Source organism: Bacillus sp. FSL W7-1346 (genome assembly GCF_038593335.1).
GTDB classification, from domain to species: domain Bacteria; phylum Bacillota; class Bacilli; order Bacillales; family Bacillaceae; genus Bacillus; species Bacillus altitudinis.
Genome location: NZ_CP151988.1, coordinates 2,944,800 through 2,965,201, shown reverse-complemented (window position 1 = coordinate 2,965,201; position 20,402 = coordinate 2,944,800). Strand labels below are relative to the sequence as shown.

25 protein-coding genes and 1 riboswitch are annotated in these 20,402 nt (G+C 42.2%); of the genes, 19 read left to right on the top strand and 6 right to left on the bottom strand.

Annotation, left to right across the window (positions count from 1 at the left end):
* Window positions 1-13: 13 nt before the first annotated feature.
* Window positions 14-1,345, bottom strand: coding sequence for a HAMP domain-containing sensor histidine kinase (locus NST09_RS15420; RefSeq protein ID WP_007500323.1), 1,332 nt, complete (start codon window positions 1,343-1,345; stop codon window positions 14-16).
* Complete coding sequence (locus tag NST09_RS15415; protein ID WP_008347066.1) at window positions 1,342-2,016, bottom strand: response regulator transcription factor; 675 nt, start codon at window positions 2,014-2,016, stop codon at window positions 1,342-1,344. Before NST09_RS15415 ends, NST09_RS15420 begins: the two co-directional genes overlap by 4 nt.
* A 337-nt stretch (window positions 2,017-2,353) precedes the next feature.
* On the opposite strand from NST09_RS15415, the gene NST09_RS15410 reads away from it, so the two are divergent.
* Complete coding sequence (locus NST09_RS15410) at window positions 2,354-3,724, top strand: trypsin-like peptidase domain-containing protein (RefSeq protein WP_138826409.1); 1,371 nt, start codon at window positions 2,354-2,356, stop codon at window positions 3,722-3,724.
* A gap of 244 nt (window positions 3,725-3,968) precedes the next feature.
* Here the strand turns inward: NST09_RS15410 and NST09_RS15405 are convergent, their stop codons facing one another.
* A complete protein-coding gene (locus tag NST09_RS15405) occupies window positions 3,969-4,811 on the bottom strand; it encodes an SDR family oxidoreductase (protein ID WP_181891713.1) in 843 nt (280 codons plus the stop codon).
* 113 nt (window positions 4,812-4,924) lie between these two features.
* On the opposite strand from NST09_RS15405, the gene NST09_RS15400 reads away from it, so the two are divergent.
* From NST09_RS15400 to NST09_RS15390, 3 genes are all read left to right on the top strand, one after another.
* The gene (locus NST09_RS15400) at window positions 4,925-5,371 is read left to right on the top strand and encodes a YusW family protein (RefSeq protein WP_171465740.1); all 447 of its coding nucleotides are present in this window, start codon (window positions 4,925-4,927) and stop codon (window positions 5,369-5,371) included.
* A 145-nt stretch (window positions 5,372-5,516) separates the two neighbouring features.
* Window positions 5,517-6,347 (top strand): ABC transporter ATP-binding protein, encoded by an 831-nt coding sequence (locus tag NST09_RS15395; RefSeq protein ID WP_008347057.1) that lies wholly within the window; start codon window positions 5,517-5,519, stop codon window positions 6,345-6,347.
* A 72-nt stretch (window positions 6,348-6,419) separates the two neighbouring features.
* The gene (locus NST09_RS15390) at window positions 6,420-6,671 is read left to right on the top strand and encodes a YusU family protein (protein WP_017368020.1); all 252 of its coding nucleotides are present in this window, start codon (window positions 6,420-6,422) and stop codon (window positions 6,669-6,671) included.
* A 232-nt stretch (window positions 6,672-6,903) separates the two neighbouring features.
* Here the strand turns inward: NST09_RS15390 and NST09_RS15385 are convergent, their stop codons facing one another.
* Genes NST09_RS15385 through NST09_RS15375 form a run of 3 tightly spaced genes read right to left on the bottom strand, consistent with a single transcriptional unit; the run spans window position 6,904 to window position 7,663 of the window.
* Complete coding sequence (locus NST09_RS15385; RefSeq protein WP_007500333.1) at window positions 6,904-7,251, bottom strand: spore coat protein; 348 nt, start codon at window positions 7,249-7,251, stop codon at window positions 6,904-6,906.
* Window positions 7,252-7,263: 12 nt separating this feature from the next.
* Window positions 7,264-7,515, bottom strand: a complete 252-nt coding sequence (locus NST09_RS15380) for a hypothetical protein (protein WP_060698253.1) — start codon at window positions 7,513-7,515, stop codon at window positions 7,264-7,266.
* 10 nt (window positions 7,516-7,525) lie between these two features.
* Window positions 7,526-7,663: a YuzL family protein gene (locus tag NST09_RS15375; protein WP_008347049.1), complete on the bottom strand. Its 138-nt coding sequence runs from the start codon at window positions 7,661-7,663 to the stop codon at window positions 7,526-7,528.
* Window positions 7,664-7,862: 199 nt separating this feature from the next.
* On the opposite strand from NST09_RS15375, the gene NST09_RS15370 reads away from it, so the two are divergent.
* The 15 genes from NST09_RS15370 (at window position 7,863) to sufC (ending at window position 20,396) form a co-directional block, all read left to right on the top strand.
* Window positions 7,863-10,250: a 3-hydroxyacyl-CoA dehydrogenase/enoyl-CoA hydratase family protein gene (locus NST09_RS15370; protein ID WP_181891714.1), complete on the top strand. Its 2,388-nt coding sequence runs from the start codon at window positions 7,863-7,865 to the stop codon at window positions 10,248-10,250.
* Between the two features lie 12 nt (window positions 10,251-10,262).
* Complete coding sequence (locus NST09_RS15365) at window positions 10,263-11,438, top strand: acetyl-CoA C-acetyltransferase (RefSeq protein WP_008347045.1); 1,176 nt, start codon at window positions 10,263-10,265, stop codon at window positions 11,436-11,438.
* Window positions 11,439-11,452: 14 nt separating this feature from the next.
* On the top strand, window positions 11,453-13,234 hold the full coding sequence (locus tag NST09_RS15360; RefSeq protein WP_048003327.1) for an acyl-CoA dehydrogenase family protein: 1,782 nt from the start codon (window positions 11,453-11,455) through the stop codon (window positions 13,232-13,234).
* Between the two features lie 110 nt (window positions 13,235-13,344).
* Window positions 13,345-13,701: an arsenate reductase family protein gene (locus NST09_RS15355; protein ID WP_008356673.1), complete on the top strand. Its 357-nt coding sequence runs from the start codon at window positions 13,345-13,347 to the stop codon at window positions 13,699-13,701.
* 66 nt (window positions 13,702-13,767) lie between these two features.
* A complete protein-coding gene (gene gcvH, locus NST09_RS15350) occupies window positions 13,768-14,151 on the top strand; it encodes a glycine cleavage system protein GcvH (RefSeq protein WP_342493088.1) in 384 nt (127 codons plus the stop codon).
* 44 nt (window positions 14,152-14,195) lie between these two features.
* Window positions 14,196-14,432, top strand: coding sequence for a YusG family protein (locus tag NST09_RS15345; protein ID WP_008347037.1), 237 nt, complete (start codon window positions 14,196-14,198; stop codon window positions 14,430-14,432).
* A gap of 131 nt (window positions 14,433-14,563) precedes the next feature.
* A complete protein-coding gene (locus tag NST09_RS15340; RefSeq protein ID WP_008347035.1) occupies window positions 14,564-14,908 on the top strand; it encodes a toprim domain-containing protein in 345 nt (114 codons plus the stop codon).
* Between the two features lie 13 nt (window positions 14,909-14,921).
* Window positions 14,922-15,224, top strand: a complete 303-nt coding sequence (locus NST09_RS15335) for a thioredoxin family protein (RefSeq protein ID WP_024426005.1) — start codon at window positions 14,922-14,924, stop codon at window positions 15,222-15,224.
* Between the two features lie 120 nt (window positions 15,225-15,344).
* Window positions 15,345-15,686: an SCP2 sterol-binding domain-containing protein gene (locus NST09_RS15330; protein ID WP_017368016.1), complete on the top strand. Its 342-nt coding sequence runs from the start codon at window positions 15,345-15,347 to the stop codon at window positions 15,684-15,686.
* A 102-nt stretch (window positions 15,687-15,788) separates the two neighbouring features.
* Window positions 15,789-15,897, top strand: a riboswitch (SAM riboswitch).
* Window positions 15,898-16,052: 155 nt separating this feature from the next.
* Entirely contained in the window at window positions 16,053-17,078 is a 1,026-nt protein-coding gene (locus NST09_RS15325; protein WP_181891716.1) for a methionine ABC transporter ATP-binding protein, read from the top strand.
* Entirely contained in the window at window positions 17,071-17,739 is a 669-nt protein-coding gene (locus tag NST09_RS15320; RefSeq protein WP_007500349.1) for a methionine ABC transporter permease, read from the top strand. The genes NST09_RS15325 and NST09_RS15320 overlap by 8 nt, the downstream gene beginning before the upstream one ends.
* Before the next feature lie 14 nt (window positions 17,740-17,753).
* Entirely contained in the window at window positions 17,754-18,575 is an 822-nt protein-coding gene (gene metQ, locus NST09_RS15315) for a methionine ABC transporter substrate-binding lipoprotein MetQ (RefSeq protein WP_007500351.1), read from the top strand.
* 103 nt (window positions 18,576-18,678) lie between these two features.
* Window positions 18,679-19,047 carry a carboxymuconolactone decarboxylase family protein gene (locus tag NST09_RS15310; RefSeq protein ID WP_003212803.1) on the top strand — a complete coding sequence of 123 codons (369 nt, stop codon included), beginning with the start codon at window positions 18,679-18,681 and terminating at the stop codon, window positions 19,045-19,047.
* A gap of 215 nt (window positions 19,048-19,262) precedes the next feature.
* Window positions 19,263-19,400, top strand: a complete 138-nt coding sequence (locus tag NST09_RS15305; protein ID WP_008356693.1) for a hypothetical protein — start codon at window positions 19,263-19,265, stop codon at window positions 19,398-19,400.
* 210 nt (window positions 19,401-19,610) lie between these two features.
* A complete protein-coding gene (gene sufC / locus NST09_RS15300) occupies window positions 19,611-20,396 on the top strand; it encodes a Fe-S cluster assembly ATPase SufC (protein ID WP_007500355.1) in 786 nt (261 codons plus the stop codon).
* Window positions 20,397-20,402: the final 6 nt, after the last annotated feature.

Below are 20,402 nucleotides of genomic sequence, written 5' to 3'. Positions count from 1 at the left end.
TGCGGTGTAAAACCTACAGCCTCTTCTTTGGAACAGTGATCGTATAGCGTACACCTAGTTCATCATTTTCAATTGATATGGACGCTTGATGCATTGAAAGAATTCGTTTGACAATGCTTAATCCAATGCCGAATTCGCCCTTTTTTCCCTTACTAAAAGGTTCGTATAGGCTGGATAGCATGTGTTCTTCAATTGGAGGGCCATCATTACGAATGACGATGCGAATTTGATCCTCTTCCTGCTTCATATGAATATCAATTTTATTTTTTGCGTAGCGAAGTTGATTTTCTAATACATTTTCAAATAATTTGCTCCATTGTTCTGGATCGCCTTCAAGTGCAGCCTCATCATCTAAGTCCACGTTCCACTGCAATTCATTTTTCGACCAGCGTAAACGGTCAACTACTTCCAGCATTGTATTACTCACAAGGAAGGGAGAATGCGCCGGATGTTGTTTTGATAAATAATCAAGCTTTGTTAAATACAGCAAATCTTTGATTTTCTTCTCAAGCTTTTCCGCTTCGCCTTCAATCACTTCCACCGTTTGTTCAAGGTCTCCTTTAGGGAAAATTCCATCTTTAATAGACTGCGTATAACCGCGGATGACCATCACAGGTGTTTTTAAGTCGTGTGATATATTTTGCAAAAGCGTTCGTTCTGTTTCATCCTTTTGAATGAGCTTTTGTCTCATTTCTTCAATCGTATGCCCCAGTTTGCCAATTTCATCTTGCCGGTCAACCATCACAGGATCGTCCCAGTCTTCTTGTGCAATGCGTTTGACGTGCTTTTCAAACGCGACGATTGGACGTGATAAGTAGCGGGCGAGCCAAATCGATGGAATCCAGCTTAGTAAAATAACCGTTCCTAAGATGAAAATCAGCTGTTTAAACAGTGTAAAGGACAAGTCATCTCGATAAGAATCGGGTGCATATGACAAGAGAATATATTGTGTATTGCCTGTTGAGACTTTTTTGATCACAAAAAAGATATGCTGACCATTCACTTCTTCAGAATAGCGTTTTGTTGCGCTTTTTTGTTTTTTAACAAAGGACTGCACTTTTTCAATAAAGGCATGCGGGAAAAACTGAGCCATTTGATTTAATTCATCTGACGGAATCAGAATGTGCTGAACCGATCGGTTTTCTGGTGTCGACTTTGGTGAGCCGTCTCGATTCAGAGGGTATTCTGTTAACACTTGCTGCTCGTTTTCGATGTTTTTATAAATTTCATTCGTAAAAAAGCTGCGTAATGTATTTGAAAATAAAATGATCAGGACAATCGAGATGGTGAGTAAAATGCCAGAGATGACAACCCAAATTTGAAAAGCGAGTGGTTTGTTCTTCATCCCTTTAGCATCCTATAGCCAAATCCATAAATGGTCTCGACTTTTAAGTCAGGCATTTTTTTTCGCAGCCGTCTGACAAGATCATCGACCACACGATCTGTCCCGAAGTAATCGTGCCCCCAGATCTTGACGAGGATATCTTCCCGGGAAAAGGCATGTCCTTGATGATGGGTAAATAAGAGCAGCAAATCAAATTCCTTAGACGTTAAATTAATCAGCTGATCTCCTTCATACACCTCTCTTACGTCCTCATGAATGATATAGGAAGAAACGGGTGTGACGCTTTGCTGAGGTGTGTCACTGTTTTTATATACAAGCTCCAGCAGCTTTTGCACGCGGATGATCAGCTCGCGCGGAAGAAAGGGTTTTGCAATATAATCACTGCTCCCGAGTTCTAAGCCAAGCACACGATCAATATCTGCATCACGTGCCGAAATAAAAATGACCGGTACGTCAGGCGAGGCTGCTTTGATTTCTTTAATGAGTGTGTAGCCGTCTGTATCAGGCAGCATAATATCTAAAATCCATAGATGCGGTGGCTTGTTCATGGCCGCGCGTGCCGCTTCTCCGGTTAAAAAAGAGGACACATTCCAATTTTCACTCTCTAAATATTTGGTTAACAGTTCATTTAAATTCTGCTCATCTTCAACTAAATAAATGGTGTACGACAAAGTCTTCCACATCCTCTCAACGTCATTATAACGGGATACAAAGGCGGCATGTCAACAATCACACGCTTTTTTCACAATTTCACATATTCTTCTCATTATTATCCCATAATGTTTGTTTATGATAAGCTCAAGGGAAAAAAGGGCATAGACAAAAGGCTAATGAATAGGTGCTTTTCACCAATGTGCACACCTTGCTTTTTTTCTATGAATAAGTATTATATAATTTGACATATTGTCATAAAGAATTTTTCAATGATATTGCCATTAAGAGGACATGAGTCCTGTCTAGACATATGAATGAAGCATTTCATGAAAATGATGCAAAGGAGTGCAAGCGATGGATTTCCGAAGAGAAGATGAAGAGAAAAAAATGAATGATCAAGAACACACACATCAAGAGAATGAGAAACAAATAGAAGAACCAGAAAAAAAGAAAGAACTCGTTTTTCACCATCATGAAAACGAAGCATCTGCCTCTCAGGAGAGGGTGACAAATGGGTCTCCTCAAGTGATTGATGACCGTTCGTCTAAAAAGGAGAAAAAACGGAAGGCAGCATGGCTAAGTCCGATTCTTGGAGGGATTATTGGAGGCGGTCTTGTGCTTGGCATTACACCGCTTTTACCTCAGTCACAAGATACAGCGGCAAACACTCAAACCCAAACAGCATCAAGCGAACCGGCTTCATCTGAAAATTTCTCAACAAAACAAATCACCAATGCGACGAATGTTGCTGATATGGTAGAAGATTTAGAGCCGACGATTGTAGGGGTCTCAAACTATCAATCTACACAAAACTCGTTCGGTCTTAGCGGTGATTCAACTGAAGCAGAAGCTGGAACGGGTTCTGGTGTCATCTTCAAAAAAGATGGCAAAAAAGCATACATTATCACAAATAACCATGTAGTCGAGGGTGCCAATAAATTAAAGGTCACACTATACGATGGGAAAACAAAAGATGCCAAGCTTGTCGGCAGTGACGTAATGACAGATTTAGCTGTCGTGGAAATAAATGCTGACGGCATTGATAAAGTTGCAAGCTTTGGAGATTCTTCTAAGCTTCGGGCTGGAGACAAAGTCATCGCAATCGGGAACCCGCTCGGTGCGCAGTTCTCTGGTACAGTAACAGAAGGGATTATTAGTGGTCTCGATCGTACCGTTGAAGCCAATACATCATCTGGAACTGTTGAGATGAATGTGCTTCAAACAGATGCAGCCATTAACCCTGGAAACAGTGGCGGTCCGCTGATCAATACAGACGGTCAAGTCATCGGTATCAACAGTTTGAAAATTAGCGAAAGCGGAGTAGAATCACTCGGATTTGCGATCCCAAGTAATGATGTAAAACCGATCGTAGATCAGCTGTTGAAAAATGGAAAAGTCGAACGTCCTTACCTTGGCGTACAAATGATTGACCTTGAGCAAGTGCCTGAAACGTATCAGGAAAATACACTTGGCCTATTTGATAAACAAATCGGTAAAGGCATTTATGTAAAAGATGTTTCAAAAGGATCTCCTGCACAAAAAGCAGGCTTGAAGTCTGGAGATGTCATCATCAAGTTCAAAGGAAAAGATGTAGCGAACAGCTCACAGCTGAAAGAAATCCTTTATAAAGAAACAAAAATTGGTGATAAAACGACAATGACTGTCATCCGTGATGGAAAGAACAAAAATCTTGATATTACCCTTGGGCAGTCTGATAACGAATAAAAGAAAACAGGTGGATAAACGATCCACCTGTTAGATTGTTGACAAAGGGCTAAAATGAACTTGATTTTAGCCCTTTGTCTTCTTTTTTTCAGCGTGATAGAAAACCTTTGAAGTCTAGGAAGGACGAGTACTGGCGCGGAGCGAATTTGACATTCGTGAGCACCAGCACGCAGGACTGACAAAGAATGCGAAGGTTTGTCTACACGCTGACAGGTGGATAAACGATCCACCTGTTTTTTTGTGCCTATTTTTTTGAAGATAGTGTCCGTAAAATAATGTTTTCCCATACATTCCAAGGCAGGAGCTGCTTTGCTATGAATGAAAGCCGAACACCTTTCCCGACAAGATACCTTAGCTTTTTTAGCCGCTTCTTCTCTGCAAGCGAAACCACAAGCTCTGCAACTTCGCCGGGATCTCCATAGTTGTTTTTTTGAGCCTCTATATAGGACATCATCTTTTGATAAATAGCTGTGTATTTAGAACCTTCTGCGGGCGGCGTCATTTGCTCATTCATGGAGGTGTTCCAAATGTTCGTTTGGAAAGAACCCGGCTCAATCAAAGCGGCCTGAATGTCAAACGCAGCCAGCTCAATTCGCAAACTCTCTGTATAGCCCTCTAGCGCAAACTTTGACGATACATATGGAGAGAGTGCGGGCATTCCCATGAGTCCGCTGATACTGCTCATATTCAATATTTTTGCACCGCTCGTCATCAACGGAAGGACTGCTTGTGTCATTTCCATCACACCAAAGACATTGACTTCAAATTGCTCTCGGTACTGATCAACAGGCACCTCTTCAGCAAAACCAGCATAGGCCGTTCCCGCATTGTTCACAAGCAAGTGAATGGGAGCATAGGCATTAAGCCTTTTTTGAAATGCTTGAATGGACTGTGTATCTGTCACATCTAATGCTTCAATATGTATTGATTCGGATAAAGCGGCGTTCTTTACTTCTTCGGCAAGCTTTTTCGCATTGGTTTCCTGTCTTACGCCAGCAATCACAGTGCACCCTTGCTGAGCAAGACGCAGTGTGATGAGCTTTCCAAAACCGCTGTTGGCACCAGTCACAATGGCTGTTTTATTCATCATCCGGTTCTCCTTTTTGTTTTAATCTACCATAGTCTGCTGTTTTATTGAATAACGAAAAGGGGCTTGGAGAAGAATAAAAAACGATGCTATGAAATAGGAGGAAATACATGATGTGCTGGAAGAAGGCGGGACTGCTAGGAGTGCTGTTCTTTATGCTGTCTGGCTGTCGTTCAATCGAACCAATACAACATCCACATGAAGCAGAAGCTGAAAGTCTGTCAGCTGTTCAAATGAAGGAACTGCCATTTCAGCATTTGCAATTGCATGTACAATATGGACAAAAAAGCGAATTATATGAAGCTACCTATCGTCAAGCTGGTGGAAGAGAAGAAGCACTGATTCGAGATCATATGAATGGTGTCCGCTATGAAGGGGAAGAAGCTTTACGTGAAATGAAGATGAAGTTAAATGATATGTCGATTCCTAGTGCAAAGCTGAATGAAACATATGTCAATGAATTATTATCTGCTTTTAATTTAGATGATGATTATCAGCGGATACGAGTCGATATCAAGCTCGAAGATGGGACAAAACGTGCATTCGAAAAGAAAAAGTAAACGAGACTTTCTCATTTTTTAATTGAAAATGATTTTCAAGATCACTTAAATCTGATACACTAAATTGAGATAAGTGATCTTTGACGTCTACATAGACGATATTCAATATAAAAAATTTGGATGAGAAAAGGAGCGTTTGAGCGGAATGAGTGCCATTTCTACTGAAGGTTTAAGCTTAGGTTACGGAGAAACAATGATCATAGACGAACTAAATGTATCGATCCCTAAGGGTGAAATCACAGTATTTATTGGCAGTAATGGATGCGGTAAATCCACGCTACTTCGCTCTTTGGCCCGTCTCATGAAGCCAATGGGTGGTTCTGTCCTGCTTGAAGGTCATTCCATTGCCAAATTACCAACAAAGGAAGTGGCGAAACAGCTCGCCATTCTTCCCCAAGGACCGGAAGCGCCAGAAGGATTAACGGTACATCAACTCGTCAAGCAAGGGCGATATCCTTATCAAAATTGGCTGAAGCAATGGTCAAAGCAAGATGAAGAAGCGGTAAATCGTGCCCTGAAGTCAACGAAGATGGAAGACCTTGCGGATCGAACGGTTGATTCATTATCAGGTGGACAAAGGCAGCGTGCATGGATTGCGATGACATTGGCACAGGAGACGGATATTATTCTATTAGATGAGCCAACAACGTATTTAGACATGACGCACCAAATTGAAATCCTGGATCTTCTTTTTGATTTAAATGAAAAAGAGCAGCGCACGATTGTCATGGTTCTGCATGACCTCAATCTCGCTTGCAGATATGCGCATCACCTTGTGGCCATTAAAGACAAGTCGATTTATGCAGAAGGAAGACCGGAAACTGTCATTAACTGTGATCTTGTGAAAAATGTCTTTGATATGAACTGCCAAGTCACAACAGATCCTTTATTCGGAACACCGTTATGTATTCCGCACGGCAGAGGACGTTGTATTGTCCAACAGGCACAAGCTGAGACATTTCTTGCTGCAAGATAATCGTATGTGAAAAGCCTGACATCTGTTACACGCAGAGTCAGGCTTTTTTCTGAAAAAAGGAGCGGAATACCAATGGGAAATGAATTAGATGAAAAGCTCGAAGGCCTGCTTGATAAATATACAGAGCTGCTGCTTGGTGAAACGAATGAGGAACTGAAAAGAGATGTCACGCAGTGGATCATCTATTCTCATATTGCCAAAAGCATGCCGCCTTTAGCCAAGCATTTTAATGACACGTATCCAGAGGCAAAAAAAGACATCAAAGAAACGATTCAGCGGATCAAGCAATTAAATGAAGCTCATCGTGCGAATAAAGACCGTTAAAAAACTGCCAGTACGAGCTGGCAGTATCAGATTGTTGACAAAGGGCTAAAATGAACTTTATTTTAGCCCTTTGTCTTCTTTTCAGCGTGATAGAAAACCTTTGCAGTCTAGGAAGGACGAGCATCGGAGCGGAGTGAATTTGACATTCGTGAGCACCGAAGCGCAGGACTGACACCGAATGCGAGGGTTTGTCTACACGCTGAAACTGCCAGTACGAGCTGGCAGTTTTTCTTTATGACATAGGTGATGATCCGTACGGTGATTGATCTGTCAGTGTTTGCTGGAACTTTTGATGTGCCTGCTGGAGCTTCTGCTGGTCAGCAGCTTCGACAGAGTACCAGCCATATTTGAACATGACATCATATAAATGTCTTTGCGTTTTTTGTGTTTCTAGCGCAATTCGCTGAATATCTTGGTAAAGAGATTCATGGCTGAATTCATTGAGCGCTGTGTTATATCCGCTTGTCATATATTTTTCAGTCGACAAAAGGTCTGTGACAAAGTCGCGATCGTTCATGTTTGTCGTTGTTGGAACCGGCGTTTGTGGATTCCCGATTTTTTGTTGGTTTTGCTGTTCCATGTCTGTTACCTCCTATTGCATAAAGCCAGAAGACTGGCCTTGCCCTGAGCTGCCTAAATGCTGAAGAATTTGTGTGTAATGCTGATGGTGCATTTGACCCACTTGATTGAGTTCTTGTTTCAATGTTTGATCCTGACAATGCTCGGCCATAAAGTGAGCCTTTTTCATCGCGATCAAATTCCAGTTGAGCATATCTTCTAGGTACAAGGAATCCTTTACTGAAATTACCTGTGGGGGCATATTCATTTGCTGGTTGTTCAAGATGTGTTCCTCCTTACGATTTCTTTTTATATTGCTGATTTTGACTGGTCTTTTTACCACCTAGGTCTGCTTCTTGTGATGGACCTGCGTTTCCTTTCACACTTGCAGCACTTACGCCTGCTTTTGATGGGTTCTTTTGCAAACGAGACATGTGGACATCACCTCCATTCTTACAATTCCCCCTCGTCTTTAATTCATACGCTGTAAAGAAAGACGCATGAGAATGTGTAAATTTTTGAAATCTGCTATTGAACTGTTTCGGAAAATCTTTTAAGATAAAGAAAGAAGCATTGCTTTTTTTTGGACAAAAAATGAATGACTGTTCATTCAAAATGTTTAGGGGGATATTTATGGGCAAACATATTCGCAAGGCGGCTGTCATTGGTTCAGGTGTCATGGGCTCAGGCATTGCTGCACATCTAGCCAATATCGGGATACCAGTAACATTGCTAGATATTGTGCCACATGAACTGACAAAGGAAGAAACGGCAAAAAAGCTAACGCTTGATCACCCTAGTGTTCGGAATAGATTAAGCCAAGACGCAATGAAAAAATTGTTAAAGCAAAAGCCAGCACCTCTTACTTCAGCCAAAAACCTATCATACATCACACCCGGAAATCTCACAGATCACCTTTCCTTATTACACGATGCTGACTGGATCATTGAAGTCGTGACGGAAAAGCTCAGCATTAAACAACACGTATTCTCTCTCATCGACGAACACCGCAAAGAAGGCAGCATCGTATCCAGCAATACATCCGGTATTTCTGTTGAAAAAATGGCAGAAGGCCGATCAATTGATTTTAAACGCCATTTTTTAGGCACTCACTTTTTTAATCCAGCTCGTTATTTAAAGCTGTTAGAAGTAATTCCTATTCAAGAAACAGATCCAGAAGTACTCTCATATATGAAAACATTTGGTGAAGATGTACTTGGCAAGGGTGTGGTCGAAGCAAAAGATACACCGAACTTTATTGCCAACCGAATTGGCACTTATGGGCTTCTTGTCACAGTGCGTGAAATGCTTGAGAACAAATACACGATCGGAGAGGTCGATTCTGTCACAGGTCCACTCATTGGCAGACCGAAAAGTGCGACCTTCCGCACACTTGATGTGGTGGGACTCGACACATTTTCTCATGTAGCCCGCAATGTGTATGAACAAGTAGAAGGAAAGGAAAAAGATATTTTTCAGCTGCCTGAGTTTATGGAAAGAATGCTCGAAAAAGGGTGGATCGGTAGCAAAGCAGGGCAAGGATTTTATCAAAAAAACGGAAAGACCATTTTAGAGCTTGATCCTGTCACACTCACATACGGAGAACGGACAAAGCTAAAGGATCCGGGCATTGACATTGCCAAGCAGCAAAAGGGGACAAAAGCGAAATTGAAAGCGCTTATTTATCAAGACGGCCGTGCTGGGCAATTGCTTTGGAATATGACCGCACCTGTTCTTCTTTATTCAGCTCATCTAAAAGGCGACATTGCGGATGATATTCAGTCCATCGATAACGCCATGAAATGGGGATTTGGCTGGCAGCATGGCCCGTTCGAGCTGTGGGATGCGATTGGCGTGAAAAAAGCCGTCAGTCGAATGGAAGCGGAAGGGCATAGCATCCCGTCGTGGGTGCAAGATATGCTTTCAGAAGGACATGACACGTTCTATCAAGAAAATGCCGAAGGAGACCGTGCATTTTATCAGAATGGTGCTTATGAACAGGAAAAGGGCAACGACAAAAATATTTCGTTAGCTAGATTGAAAAAGAAACACGATGTCATTTTTAAAAATACGGGTGCAAGCTTGATCGATATCGGGGATGATGTGGCCTTGCTTGAATTTCATTCGAAAAGTAATGCCATTGGGCTTGATGTCATTGATATGATCAACCGTGCTGTAGATGAAACGGAAAAGAATTATAAAGGGCTGGTCATCGGTAACCAAGGAAAGAACTTCTGTGTTGGTGCGAATCTCGCCTTAATTTTAATGGAAGCACAGGACGACAACTTCTTTGAAATTGATTTTGTCATTCGCAGGTTCCAGCAGGCGATGATGAAGGTGAAGTATAGTGACCGTCCAGTTGTGGCTGCACCATTTGGTATGACACTTGGCGGAGGGACGGAGCTTTGTCTACCAGCAGCCGCAATCCAAGCGTCCAGTGAAACGTATATGGGGCTTGTCGAAGCGGGGGTCGGACTCATACCGGGCGGAGGCGGAAACAAAGAACTCTATATTCGCCATCTGCAAGGAGCGGAAAAGCCATCAGCAACTGCGATCCAAGATGCTACGCTACAAACCTTTGAAGCCATTGCGATGGCAAAGGTATCTACATCAGCAGAGGAAGCGCGTGATATGAAGATGCTCCGAGTGAATGACCGGATCAGCATGAATGGTGATCATTTAATCCATGATGCGAAACAACTCGTTCTTTCTCTTGATAAAGCGGGTTATCGTGCACCGATGAAGCAAAAGGTGCCCGTGATGGGGGAAACAGGCTACGCAGCAATGGTGCTTGCTGCTGAAAACATGAGATTGTCTGGATACATTTCAGACCATGACATGACCATTGCGAAAAAACTAGCGCATGTCATTTCTGGCGGCAAATTGCCATTTGGTACAGAGGTGGATGAACAATACTTATTAGAGCTTGAAAGAGAAGCCTTTTTAAGTCTTGTAGGGGAAGTCAAATCTCAGGCACGCATGCAGCACATGCTCGTTAAAGGAAAACCTTTACGTAACTAGGGGGGAATCAAAATGAGAGAAGCAGTGATTGTAGCTGGCGCAAGAACACCAGTAGGGAAAGCGAAAAAGGGATCATTAAAACATGTCAGACCTGATGATATGGGCGCATTGTGTGTAAAAGAAACGCTAAAGCGTGCCGGTGATTATGATGGAACAATCGATGATTTAATCATCGGATGTGCGACACCAGAAGCAGAGCAAGGGCTGAATGTGGCCCGGAATATTGGGGCATTAGCAGGTTTGCCATATACAGTACCTGCTATCACCATTAACCGCTATTGCTCTTCTGGTCTGCAGTCAATTGCTTATGCAGGTGAACGAATTATGCTTGGGCAGGCAGAAACCATTTTGGCCGGAGGCGTCGAATCGATGTCGCAAGTCCCAATGATGGGTCACTCCATTCGTCCAAACGCTCTTTTGGCAGAGCAAGCGCCTGAATACTATATGAGCATGGGCCACACAGCGGAGCAAGTGGCGCAAAAGTATCAGGTCACAAGGCAAGATCAAGATGCTTTTGCGGTGAGGAGCCATCAAAAGGCAGCAAAGGCACTTCAAGAAGGGAAATTTTCAGATGAAATTGTTCCCGTTGATGTGACAGAAAGACGGGTAGGAGAGCAGTATCAACTAGAAGAACGCCAATTTACGTTCTCACAAGATGAAGGTGTCAGAGCGGGCACAACAGAGGAGGTTCTCTCAACGTTACGACCTGCCTTCTCAACAAAAGGCACAGTGACTGCAGGAAACTCTTCGCAGACGAGTGATGGAGCGGCATGTGTCATGATGATGGATCGCGAAAAAGCATCTTCTCTTTCTCTTCAGCCGCTTGCCAAGTTCAGGGCGTTTGCTGTTGGCGGTGTACCACCTGAAGTCATGGGAATTGGGCCGGTTGAAGCCATTCCGCGTGCACTGAAAATCGCTGGTCTAGAGCTGAAGGACATCGGGCTGTTTGAATTGAATGAAGCATTTGCTTCTCAGGCGATTCAAGTCATTCGTCATTTAGGGATCGATGAAGAGAAGGTAAATGTCAACGGCGGCGCCATTGCCTTAGGACATCCGCTAGGCTGTACAGGAACGAAACTCACGCTGTCCCTCATTCATGAAATGAAACGGCGAAATGAACAATTTGGTATTGTGACGATGTGTATCGGCGGGGGCATGGGAGCGGCAGGCATTTTTGAATTGATCTAAAGGGGGAAAACAGGATGAAAGCAATGGAAGATGTAAAAAAGGGTGGCAGTTTCTTAATTGATGAGACGAATTATGAGCATATCTTTACACCAGAGGATTTCTCTGATGAACATCAAATGATCGGGAAAACAACAGAAGATTACATTTTACAAGATGTCGTTCCGCATATAGATCAAATTGAAAATCATGAATTCGAGCATTCTGTTCGTCTCTTGAAAAAGGCTGGAGAGCTTGGCCTGCTTGGTGCGGATGTTCCTGAGGAATTTGGCGGGCTGGGGCTAGATAAAATCAGCTCAGCCATCATTACTGAAAAATTTGCAAGAGCAGGCAGCTTCTCTCTTTCTTACGGCGCCCATGTCGGGATCGGTTCTTTGCCGATCGTGCTGTTCGGCAATCAATCGCAAAAGGAAAAGTACCTGCCAGGACTCGCCTCTGGAGAAACAATTGCGGCATATGCCCTAACAGAGCCAGGGTCAGGTTCTGATGCGCTAGGTGCGAAAACAACGGCAGTCCTGAATGAAGCTGGAACACATTATGTCCTCAATGGGGAAAAACAATGGATCACAAACTCCGCATTTGCCGATGTGTTTGTCGTGTATGCGAAGATTGATGGTGAACACTTCTCTGCTTTCATCGTAGAAAAGGATTTTCCTGGAGTCAAAACAGGACCTGAAGAGAAAAAGATGGGCATTAAAGGGTCCTCGACGAGAACGTTAATCCTTGAAGATGCCGAAGTGCCAAAGGAGAATTTGCTTGGTGAAGCAGGCAGAGGTCATGTCATTGCCTTTAACATTTTAAACATTGGACGCTATAAGCTGGCTGTAGGGACAATCGGTGCATCAAAACGAGTCATTCAATTATCGGCAGAGTATGCCAATCAGCGTAAGCAGTTTAAAACACCAATTTCTCAATTTAGCTTAATTGGCGAAAAAGCAGCCAACATGTCGGCAAAGCTTTATGCCATGGAAAGTGCTGTATACCGCACAGTCGGGTTATTTGAACAAAGAATGGGTCTGTTAAGTGACGAGGAGCAAAAGGATGGGAAACAAATTGCGCAATCCATTGCAGAATATGCGATTGAATGCTCTCTTTGTAAAGTGCTTGGCTCTGAAACGCTCGATTACATTGTGGATGAAGGTGTGCAGATTCACGGCGGATATGGTTTCATGCAAGAATACGAAGTCGAAAGAGCTTATCGTGACTCACGAATTAACCGTATTTTCGAAGGAACGAACGAAATTAACCGATTGCTTGTGCCAGGCACATTCTTGAAGAAAGCGATGAAAGGAGAGCTTCCACTTCTTCAAAAAGCGCAAACCCTGCAGGAAGAGCTGATGATGATGATGCCGGAAGAGCCGGGTGATCAGCCGCTTGATCAAGAGAAATACTTACTTGCCCATGCGAAAAAGATCGCCTTAATGGTATCTGGAATGGCGGCGATGAAGTATGGAAAAGCATTAGATAAAGAGCAAGAAATCCTTGTGAATATAGCAGATATCGTCAATGAACTCTTTGCTGCTGAGTCGGCGGTCTTGCGTACGGAAAAAGCAATCGCTGCATCAGGCGCAGAAAAAAATGCACAAAAGCTTGCGTATACACAAATTTTCACACAGGAAGCCTTTTTAAAGATTGAAGCTCATGCGAAAGAATCATTGATTGCCATGGAAGAAGGAGATTCACTCCGTATGAGTCTGTCAGCCCTTCGCAAGCTGACAAGATTCACGCCAATGAATGTCATTGCGAAAAAGCGTGAGGTGGCGAAACGAATCTTTGAAGCAGAGAAATATATCGTATAAGACGGCTTAAAAGGTGCGGATATCATGTCGCACCTTTTTGTAAGCATACATTTAGGTTTTTAACATGTTTTGTGATAAAATGTTGTCACTATTTGCAGGAGGTGAAAATGGTGGCTTTAGATTTTTACGAATACCCATCTTGCGGTACATGCCGAAAAGCAAAGAAATGGCTGGAAGAACACAATAAAGACATCAACAGCATACATATCGTCGAAGAGACGCCTGATAAAGAAACATTAAAAGCCCTTTACGAAAAAAGCGGTTTAGAGCTGAAGAAATTCTTTAATACGAGCGGTCAGAAATACAGAGAGCTGCAGCTGAAAGATAAACTTCCTGCAATGTCAGAGGACGAGCAGCTTGAATTACTTGCGTCTAACGGAATGCTAATCAAGCGTCCAATTACAACAGACGGCAAACGAGTGACAGTTGGATTTAATGAAGATACATTTAAAAGCGTCTGGAAATGATGTAACTTTCATTCAGATTGTGGTATCTTCAATATAGATTGTAAGAAAAGACTGGAGGGGTATGAAATGAGCACACCAAAAGATTTACGTTATTCAGAAGAACATGAATGGGTCAAAGTAGAAGGAGATAAGGTGCGTATCGGTATTACGCATTTTGCTCAATCTGAGCTAGGGGATATCGTGTTCGTTGAGCTTCCTGAAGTAGGAGACAAAATCACAGCGGACGAGCCTTTCGGAAGTGTAGAATCAGTCAAAACAGTTTCTGAACTATACGCACCGATTAACGGCAAAATCGTTGAAGTGAACGATGAGCTTGATGACAGTCCAGAGTTCGTCAACGACTCTCCATACGAAAAAGCTTGGATGATCGTAGTAGAGCCAGCGGATGCGTCTGAAATCGAGAACTTAATGACAGCTGAGCAATATGAAGAAATGACAAAAGAAGACTAATTCATGTGAAATTGGACACTCTACCTTTATGGGGGGTGTCCAATTTGTCTTTTCAAAAAGAACAGGTGGATATAACAGAGCATGTCACTGGACGATTCAAAGAGAGCGGCATGGTGCTTTACCATCAAAACGAAGAGATTGGCACGATGATTAGTGAAAATCAATATGAATTAAAATCAGGTTATTCCTATGATCAAAACCGTTTTTATCGTCTGTCAGATACGTTGACCCATGGGACTGAAAAATATGTAGACTGTGACGATGAAAATGGCTGGTGCTAATCACAGATAAGGCTGTAGTGAGTGAATGCTACAGCCTTTTTGTTGATCAAGTGCCCAATCTTTACAACCCGAATGAAAGATTGTAATCTAAGGAAGAAGTGAATCAACGTCAAAAGGGCCAGGTGATCGTGATGAATGTCGAGATAGAAAAGGTCATCATTGTAGAAGGTAAATCAGATAAACAGAAGCTAAAAGAAGTCATAAGTGAACCTGTTACCATCATTTGCACCAATGGCACGATCAGTACATCGAAGCTGGATCAGCTTGTGGACGATTTATTCGGGAAAGACGTTTACATATTAGCAGACAGTGACGATGCTGGCGACAAACTGCGGAAGCAATTTCGAAAAGAATTCCCTGAAGCACTGCATCTTTTTGTCGACAGAACGTACCGCGAAGTGGCCGCTTCACCGTCAGCCCATATTGCATCTATTCTATTAGCTGCAAACATTGATGTTCATTCGAAATATTTATGAGGGTGGACGTATTATGAAAGAGATTGAAGAACACGAATTCAAAGAGATAGAGGACGATTTATTTCTTTTATACTTATATACACCGTTTTGCGGAACATGCCAGCTGGCAAAGAAAATGCTGGCAGTCGTAGACGCCATGCAGCCGGATGTACCATTTTACGAAAACAATTTAAACTATTCACCAGGTTTTGCAAAAGCATTTGAGATCGAGAGTGTTCCTTGCTTTCTACTGTTTAAAAAAGGAGAATTGGTGCAAAAAGGCTATGCCTTTCACTCCGTTCCATATCTTCACGAAATGATTGAAACCGCTAAATAAAGCGGTTTTTTGTCATATTTCAAGCAATTCATTTGAAAATTTGTCGAGCTATTTATAAAGGACAAGCCGATGTTTGTAGAGAAATGTTATGTATAACCAAATGACAGGGAGGTTATACATGTGGAAAATGTGAAAGCCCATGGAAGTGCAGGGCAGCGATTATTGTTAAAGCCGTTGCTCTCATCATCATCCTTGAAGATTACATTTGAGGCGGAAACGGACTCTTGTACATTGATTGTGGATGAACGTGGTGAAGTGAAGAAACTACCTGCAATTGAGTTATCGGATCTCATCTTTTATGGTGAGCGAAAAGAGATTTTGCAATTATTAGATGGAGACATGTCCTTACAGCAGCTGATCAGCAGAGGACATGTGAAAGTGAAAGGCTCATTTCGAGCGCTTCTTCGACTAGAAGCAGTACTTTGGTTGACGAACGGTTTTTTTCGAAAAATGATAACGTAGTCGTTTACTTGGAAATTAGCGATTTACAGCGTTGACATATCTCAGATAGCATGATATTCTACGTTAGTAAAAACATGAACATCACATAAAACAACATATTTTCTCTTATTAAGAGAGGTGGAGGGACGTGCCCTATGAAACCCGGCAACCGTCAGCATAGCTGAAATTGGTGCCAATTCACTCAAAGCCGCAACGCTTTGAAAGATGAGAGAAAGGCGTATTTGATATAAAAGGCCTTTCTGCTTGCGTTGCAGTTAGGTCTTTTTTACTGACCTTGCGTCAGGCTAGCGTCATAACAGTCAGAAGAATAATTGAACGTATGTGATGGCAACCTATAGATTCAGCAAGAAAGCAGGTGAACAGACTGTGATCCATTTACAGAATGTATCAAAAACGTATCATTCAAAAAGCGGAAATGTTGATGCCGTGAAAGACGTCAACTTGGCTATCGATAAAGGTGAAATATTCGGAATTATCGGGTATAGCGGCGCAGGGAAAAGCTCCCTGATTCGCCTATTAAACGGTCTGGAGCTGCCAACAGAAGGAATCGTTGAAGTGGCAGGCAACCGGATCAATGAAGTATCGAATGCGAAACTTCGGAAAGCAAGACAAGAAATCAGCATGATTTTCCAACACTTTAACTTGCTCTGGTCAAGAACAGTGAGACAAAATATTATGTTCCCGCTCGAGATCGCAGGTGTACCAACGTCAAAACGGAGAGCTCGTGCAAACGAACTGATTAAATTGGTCGGTTTAGAAGGAAAAGAAAATGCATATCCTTCTCAGCTCAGCGGCGGGCAAAAGCAGCGTGTAGGGATTGCGAGAGCATTAGCGAATGACCCAAAAGTTCTGCTATGTGACGAAGCCACTTCTGCGCTTGATCCACAAACAACGGATTCCATCCTTGAGCTTTTAGCCGATATTAATAAACGACTAGGACTCACCATTGTATTGATCACACATGAAATGCACGTCATTCGCAAAATTTGTCACCGTGTGGCAGTGATGGAGAATGGCCGTATTGTCGAAGAAGGCGAAGTATTACGTGTCTTCAGACAGCCGAAAGAAGAAATGACGAAGCGATTCGTGAAACAGCTTGCTGAACCAGAAGAAGCAAAAGAAACGATCGAGCACGTCCTAGAGAGAGTAAAAGAAGGTCAGGTCGTCAGGTTGTCCTTTATTGGAGATTCTGCCGAACAGCCGCTGATCACGGAAATTATTCGATCCTTCAAGGTCGATGTGAACATCCTGCAAGGAAAGATTTCTCAAACGCAGGAAGGCGCGTTTGGAACACTCTTTATCCATATTAATGGAGACGAGAACGAAGTTGAAAAAGCCATCGCCTATATCCAAAGCAAACAGGTTGAAATCGAGGTGATGACACATGTTTGAGAAATGGTTTCCGAACGTTGATCTAGAGGTTATTTGGAACGCGACGGGTGAAACGGTCTATATGACACTCATTGCATTAGCGTTTGCTTTTGCTATCGGCATCATCCTTGGGCTGTTGCTCTTTTTGACAAGTAAAGGCGGTTTGTGGGAAAACAAACCAATTAATGCTGTCATCGGCGCAGTAGTCAACATTTTCAGATCGATTCCCTTTATCATATTAATCATTCTATTATTAGGATTTACTAAACTAATTATGGGCACGATATTAGGTCCAAATGCAGCATTACCAGCCCTTGTCATTGGCTCAGCCCCTTTCTACGCACGTCTTGTTGAAATTGCACTGCGTGAAGTAGACAAAGGAGTCATTGAAGCAGCAAGATCTATGGGAGCAAAAACGACGACCATTATTTTCAAAGTATTGCTGCCAGAATCACTGCCAGCCCTTATTTCAGGAATTACTGTAACAGCAATTGCTCTGATTGGCTCTACTGCGATTGCAGGAGCAATTGGAGCAGGCGGACTTGGTGACCTTGCTTATGTGGAAGGATACCAATCTGGTAATACAGATGTCACACTTGTAGCTACTGTGTTTATTCTGATCATCGTCTTTATCATTCAAATAATCGGTGATTTGATTACAAATAAAATTGATAAACGTTAAGGGAGGAATTATTCATGAAGAAATTGATTTTAAGTGCACTATTTCTAGCATTTGCAGGCATTTTAGCTGCTTGCGGTTCATCAAATAACGCAAGCGATAACAAAACCATCACGGTTGCCGCTTCAAAAACACCACATGCCGAGATTCTTGAAGAAGCAAAACCACTTCTAAAAGAAAAAGGTTACGATCTAAAAGTGAAAGTACTGAGCGATTATAAAATGTACAACAAAGCATTAGCTGAAAAAGAAGTGGATGCGAACTTTTTCCAACATATCCCTTACTTAAACGAAGAAAATAAATCAAACAAAGATTACAACCTAGTAAGTGCTGGTGCCGTTCACCTTGAGCCTTTCGGTATCTACTCTAAGAAATACAAATCAGTAAAAGATATTCCAAACGGCGGCACGATCATCATGACAAACAACGTAGCTGAGCAAGGACGTATGCTTGCCCTATTACAAAATGCTGGTGTGATCAAGCTTGATCCAAAAGTAGATACAATCAACGCAACAGTCAAAAACATCAAAGAAAACCCGAAGAACCTGAAATTCAAAAAAATTGCTCCTGAACTAACAGCAAAAGCTTATGAAAACAGTGAAGGCGACGCTGTATTTATCAACGTCAACTATGCGATCCAAAATAAATTGAATCCGAAAAAAGATTCAATCGAACTTGAGCAAACGAAAAACAACCCGTATGCAAACATCGTCGCTGTTCGCAAAGGTGACGAAAAATCAGAGAAGATCAAGGTATTAATGGAAGTTCTTCACTCTGATAAAATCAAAGAATTCATCGACAAAAAGTATGATGGTGCAGTATTGCCTGTATCTGAATAACAACTTGTAAACCTCGCTTCATGAAAGCGAGGTTTTTTTGTGTATTTTTTCAAATCTCGCTCATAATAAAAATGAACAAATGACCTGAAGGGATGGAATGAAGATGAATGAACAACATATGAGCGGATCGATGCAGCAATCACTGACGGATTATAAAACGGCAATGGGTGAATTTCAGAAGAAAATGCCGGTGTTTGGCAAGAAATTCAATGAATTTACGGAGCAGTGCTTTCAGAGTGATTCCTTAACACAAAAAGAAAAACAAATGATTGCCCTTGGCATCAGCATTCATGCACAGGATGAATATTGCATGATCTATCATACAAAGGGAGCGCTCGATCAAGGCGCAACAGAAGAGAATTTGCTAGAGGTCGTCAGTGTGGCGGCAGCGTTTGGCGGCGGTGCTGCGCTAAGTCAAGGCATCACAGTTGTTCAGCAATGTATTGATGAATTTGGAGGACAGACGCATTAAGGGAAGGATAAGATGGTATTTTTCCATATCAGGGAGTTGAGTCGTTCTCAGCCGGTTGTGTGAGAAAATATGCCAGCATAGCGTGTTATATCCCTTTTGAGTGAAGCAGCATGCCTTTGATACAATGGAGCTACACTCAAAGAAGGGAATGGTTTATTATTTGTTCGGACCATAGTACACTGGGATTGGATTATACCGCCGAGATGGAAAAGGCCATGCATCAATCTCATGGCATGAGTTATGCAGAGTACGAAAGAGACCATGACTTACGAATGAAAGTAGAACTTAAACGAGAGCAGTCCTATCGAGATGAGAAAAGACAGCTCGCAAAAATGAATATACGAGGCTATTGATAGCTAAGGGGCGGGGAGAACAGTTTCCCGCCCTTTCTTTATGAAAACAGTCTTTTCGACATAAATCCTTTTATCTACCTGTATTTTTTGTTAGAATTTTGAGAGCATCCTCTCACGCTTGTCGTGAATGTGTTGTATTCACTTTTAATTTGTTATAAAATTAGAATGAGAATAAATTGAGAATAATGATTATTTTGGAGGTATCGATATATGACTGCTTCGACATTAACAATTAAGGACTTGCACGTTGAGATTGAAGGGAAAGAAATCTTAAAAGGTGTAAACCTAGAAATAAAAGGTGGAGAATTCCACGCAGTAATGGGACCAAACGGTACAGGTAAATCTACTTTATCTGCTGCAATCATGGGCCATCCTAAGTATGAAGTGACAAAAGGCAGCATTTTGCTTGATGGCGAAGATGTTCTTGAAATGGAAGTAGATGAGCGCGCTCAAGCGGGTCTTTTCCTTGCAATGCAATATCCATCTGAAATTAGTGGTGTAACAAATGCAGACTTCCTTCGTTCGGCTATTAACGCACGCAGAGAAGAAGGCGATGAAATCTCTCTCATGAAATTCATCCGCAAAATGGACGAAAACATGGAATTCCTTGAAATGGACCCAGATATGGCACAGCGCTACCTAAACGAAGGTTTCTCAGGTGGGGAGAAAAAACGTAACGAAATTCTTCAATTAATGATGATTGAACCAAAAATCGCCATCCTTGACGAAATCGACTCTGGTCTTGATATCGATGCACTGAAAGTTGTTTCTAAAGGGATTAATAAAATGCGCGGCGAAAGCTTCGGCTGCTTAATGATCACTCACTATCAGCGTTTATTGAACTACATCACACCAGATCACGTTCATGTCATGATGCAAGGACGTATTGTGAAATCTGGCGGACCAGAACTAGCGCAGCGTCTAGAAGCAGAAGGTTATGACTGGATTAAAAAAGAGTTAGGAATTGAAGACGAAACTGTTGGTCAAGAAGCGTAAGCGTTA

What these genes read in the sequence shown, in the direction of transcription:
- NST09_RS15335 (WP_024426005.1), top strand. Translation starts at nt 14,922, where the DNA reads ATGAAAGAGATTGAAGAACACGAATTCAAAGAGATAGAGGACGATTTA.
- NST09_RS15400 (WP_171465740.1), top strand. Translation starts at nt 4,925, where the DNA reads ATGTGCTGGAAGAAGGCGGGACTGCTAGGAGTGCTGTTCTTTATGCTG.
- metQ (WP_007500351.1), top strand. Translation starts at nt 17,754, where the DNA reads ATGAAGAAATTGATTTTAAGTGCACTATTTCTAGCATTTGCAGGCATT.
- NST09_RS15410 (WP_138826409.1), top strand. Translation starts at nt 2,354, where the DNA reads ATGGATTTCCGAAGAGAAGATGAAGAGAAAAAAATGAATGATCAAGAA.
- NST09_RS15340 (WP_008347035.1), top strand. Translation starts at nt 14,564, where the DNA reads ATGAATGTCGAGATAGAAAAGGTCATCATTGTAGAAGGTAAATCAGAT.
- NST09_RS15305 (WP_008356693.1), top strand. Translation starts at nt 19,263, where the DNA reads ATGCATCAATCTCATGGCATGAGTTATGCAGAGTACGAAAGAGACCAT.
- NST09_RS15310 (WP_003212803.1), top strand. Translation starts at nt 18,679, where the DNA reads ATGAATGAACAACATATGAGCGGATCGATGCAGCAATCACTGACGGAT.
- NST09_RS15320 (WP_007500349.1), top strand. Translation starts at nt 17,071, where the DNA reads ATGTTTGAGAAATGGTTTCCGAACGTTGATCTAGAGGTTATTTGGAAC.
- NST09_RS15385 (WP_007500333.1), bottom strand. Translation starts at nt 7,251, where the DNA reads ATGGAACAGCAAAACCAACAAAAAATCGGGAATCCACAAACGCCGGTT.
- NST09_RS15365 (WP_008347045.1), top strand. Translation starts at nt 10,263, where the DNA reads ATGAGAGAAGCAGTGATTGTAGCTGGCGCAAGAACACCAGTAGGGAAA.
- NST09_RS15390 (WP_017368020.1), top strand. Translation starts at nt 6,420, where the DNA reads ATGGGAAATGAATTAGATGAAAAGCTCGAAGGCCTGCTTGATAAATAT.
- NST09_RS15375 (WP_008347049.1), bottom strand. Translation starts at nt 7,663, where the DNA reads ATGTCTCGTTTGCAAAAGAACCCATCAAAAGCAGGCGTAAGTGCTGCA.
- sufC (WP_007500355.1), top strand. Translation starts at nt 19,611, where the DNA reads ATGACTGCTTCGACATTAACAATTAAGGACTTGCACGTTGAGATTGAA.
- NST09_RS15420 (WP_007500323.1), bottom strand. Translation starts at nt 1,345, where the DNA reads ATGAAGAACAAACCACTCGCTTTTCAAATTTGGGTTGTCATCTCTGGC.
- NST09_RS15395 (WP_008347057.1), top strand. Translation starts at nt 5,517, where the DNA reads ATGAGTGCCATTTCTACTGAAGGTTTAAGCTTAGGTTACGGAGAAACA.
- NST09_RS15405 (WP_181891713.1), bottom strand. Translation starts at nt 4,811, where the DNA reads ATGAATAAAACAGCCATTGTGACTGGTGCCAACAGCGGTTTTGGAAAG.
- gcvH (WP_342493088.1), top strand. Translation starts at nt 13,768, where the DNA reads ATGAGCACACCAAAAGATTTACGTTATTCAGAAGAACATGAATGGGTC.
- NST09_RS15360 (WP_048003327.1), top strand. Translation starts at nt 11,453, where the DNA reads ATGAAAGCAATGGAAGATGTAAAAAAGGGTGGCAGTTTCTTAATTGAT.
- NST09_RS15370 (WP_181891714.1), top strand. Translation starts at nt 7,863, where the DNA reads ATGGGCAAACATATTCGCAAGGCGGCTGTCATTGGTTCAGGTGTCATG.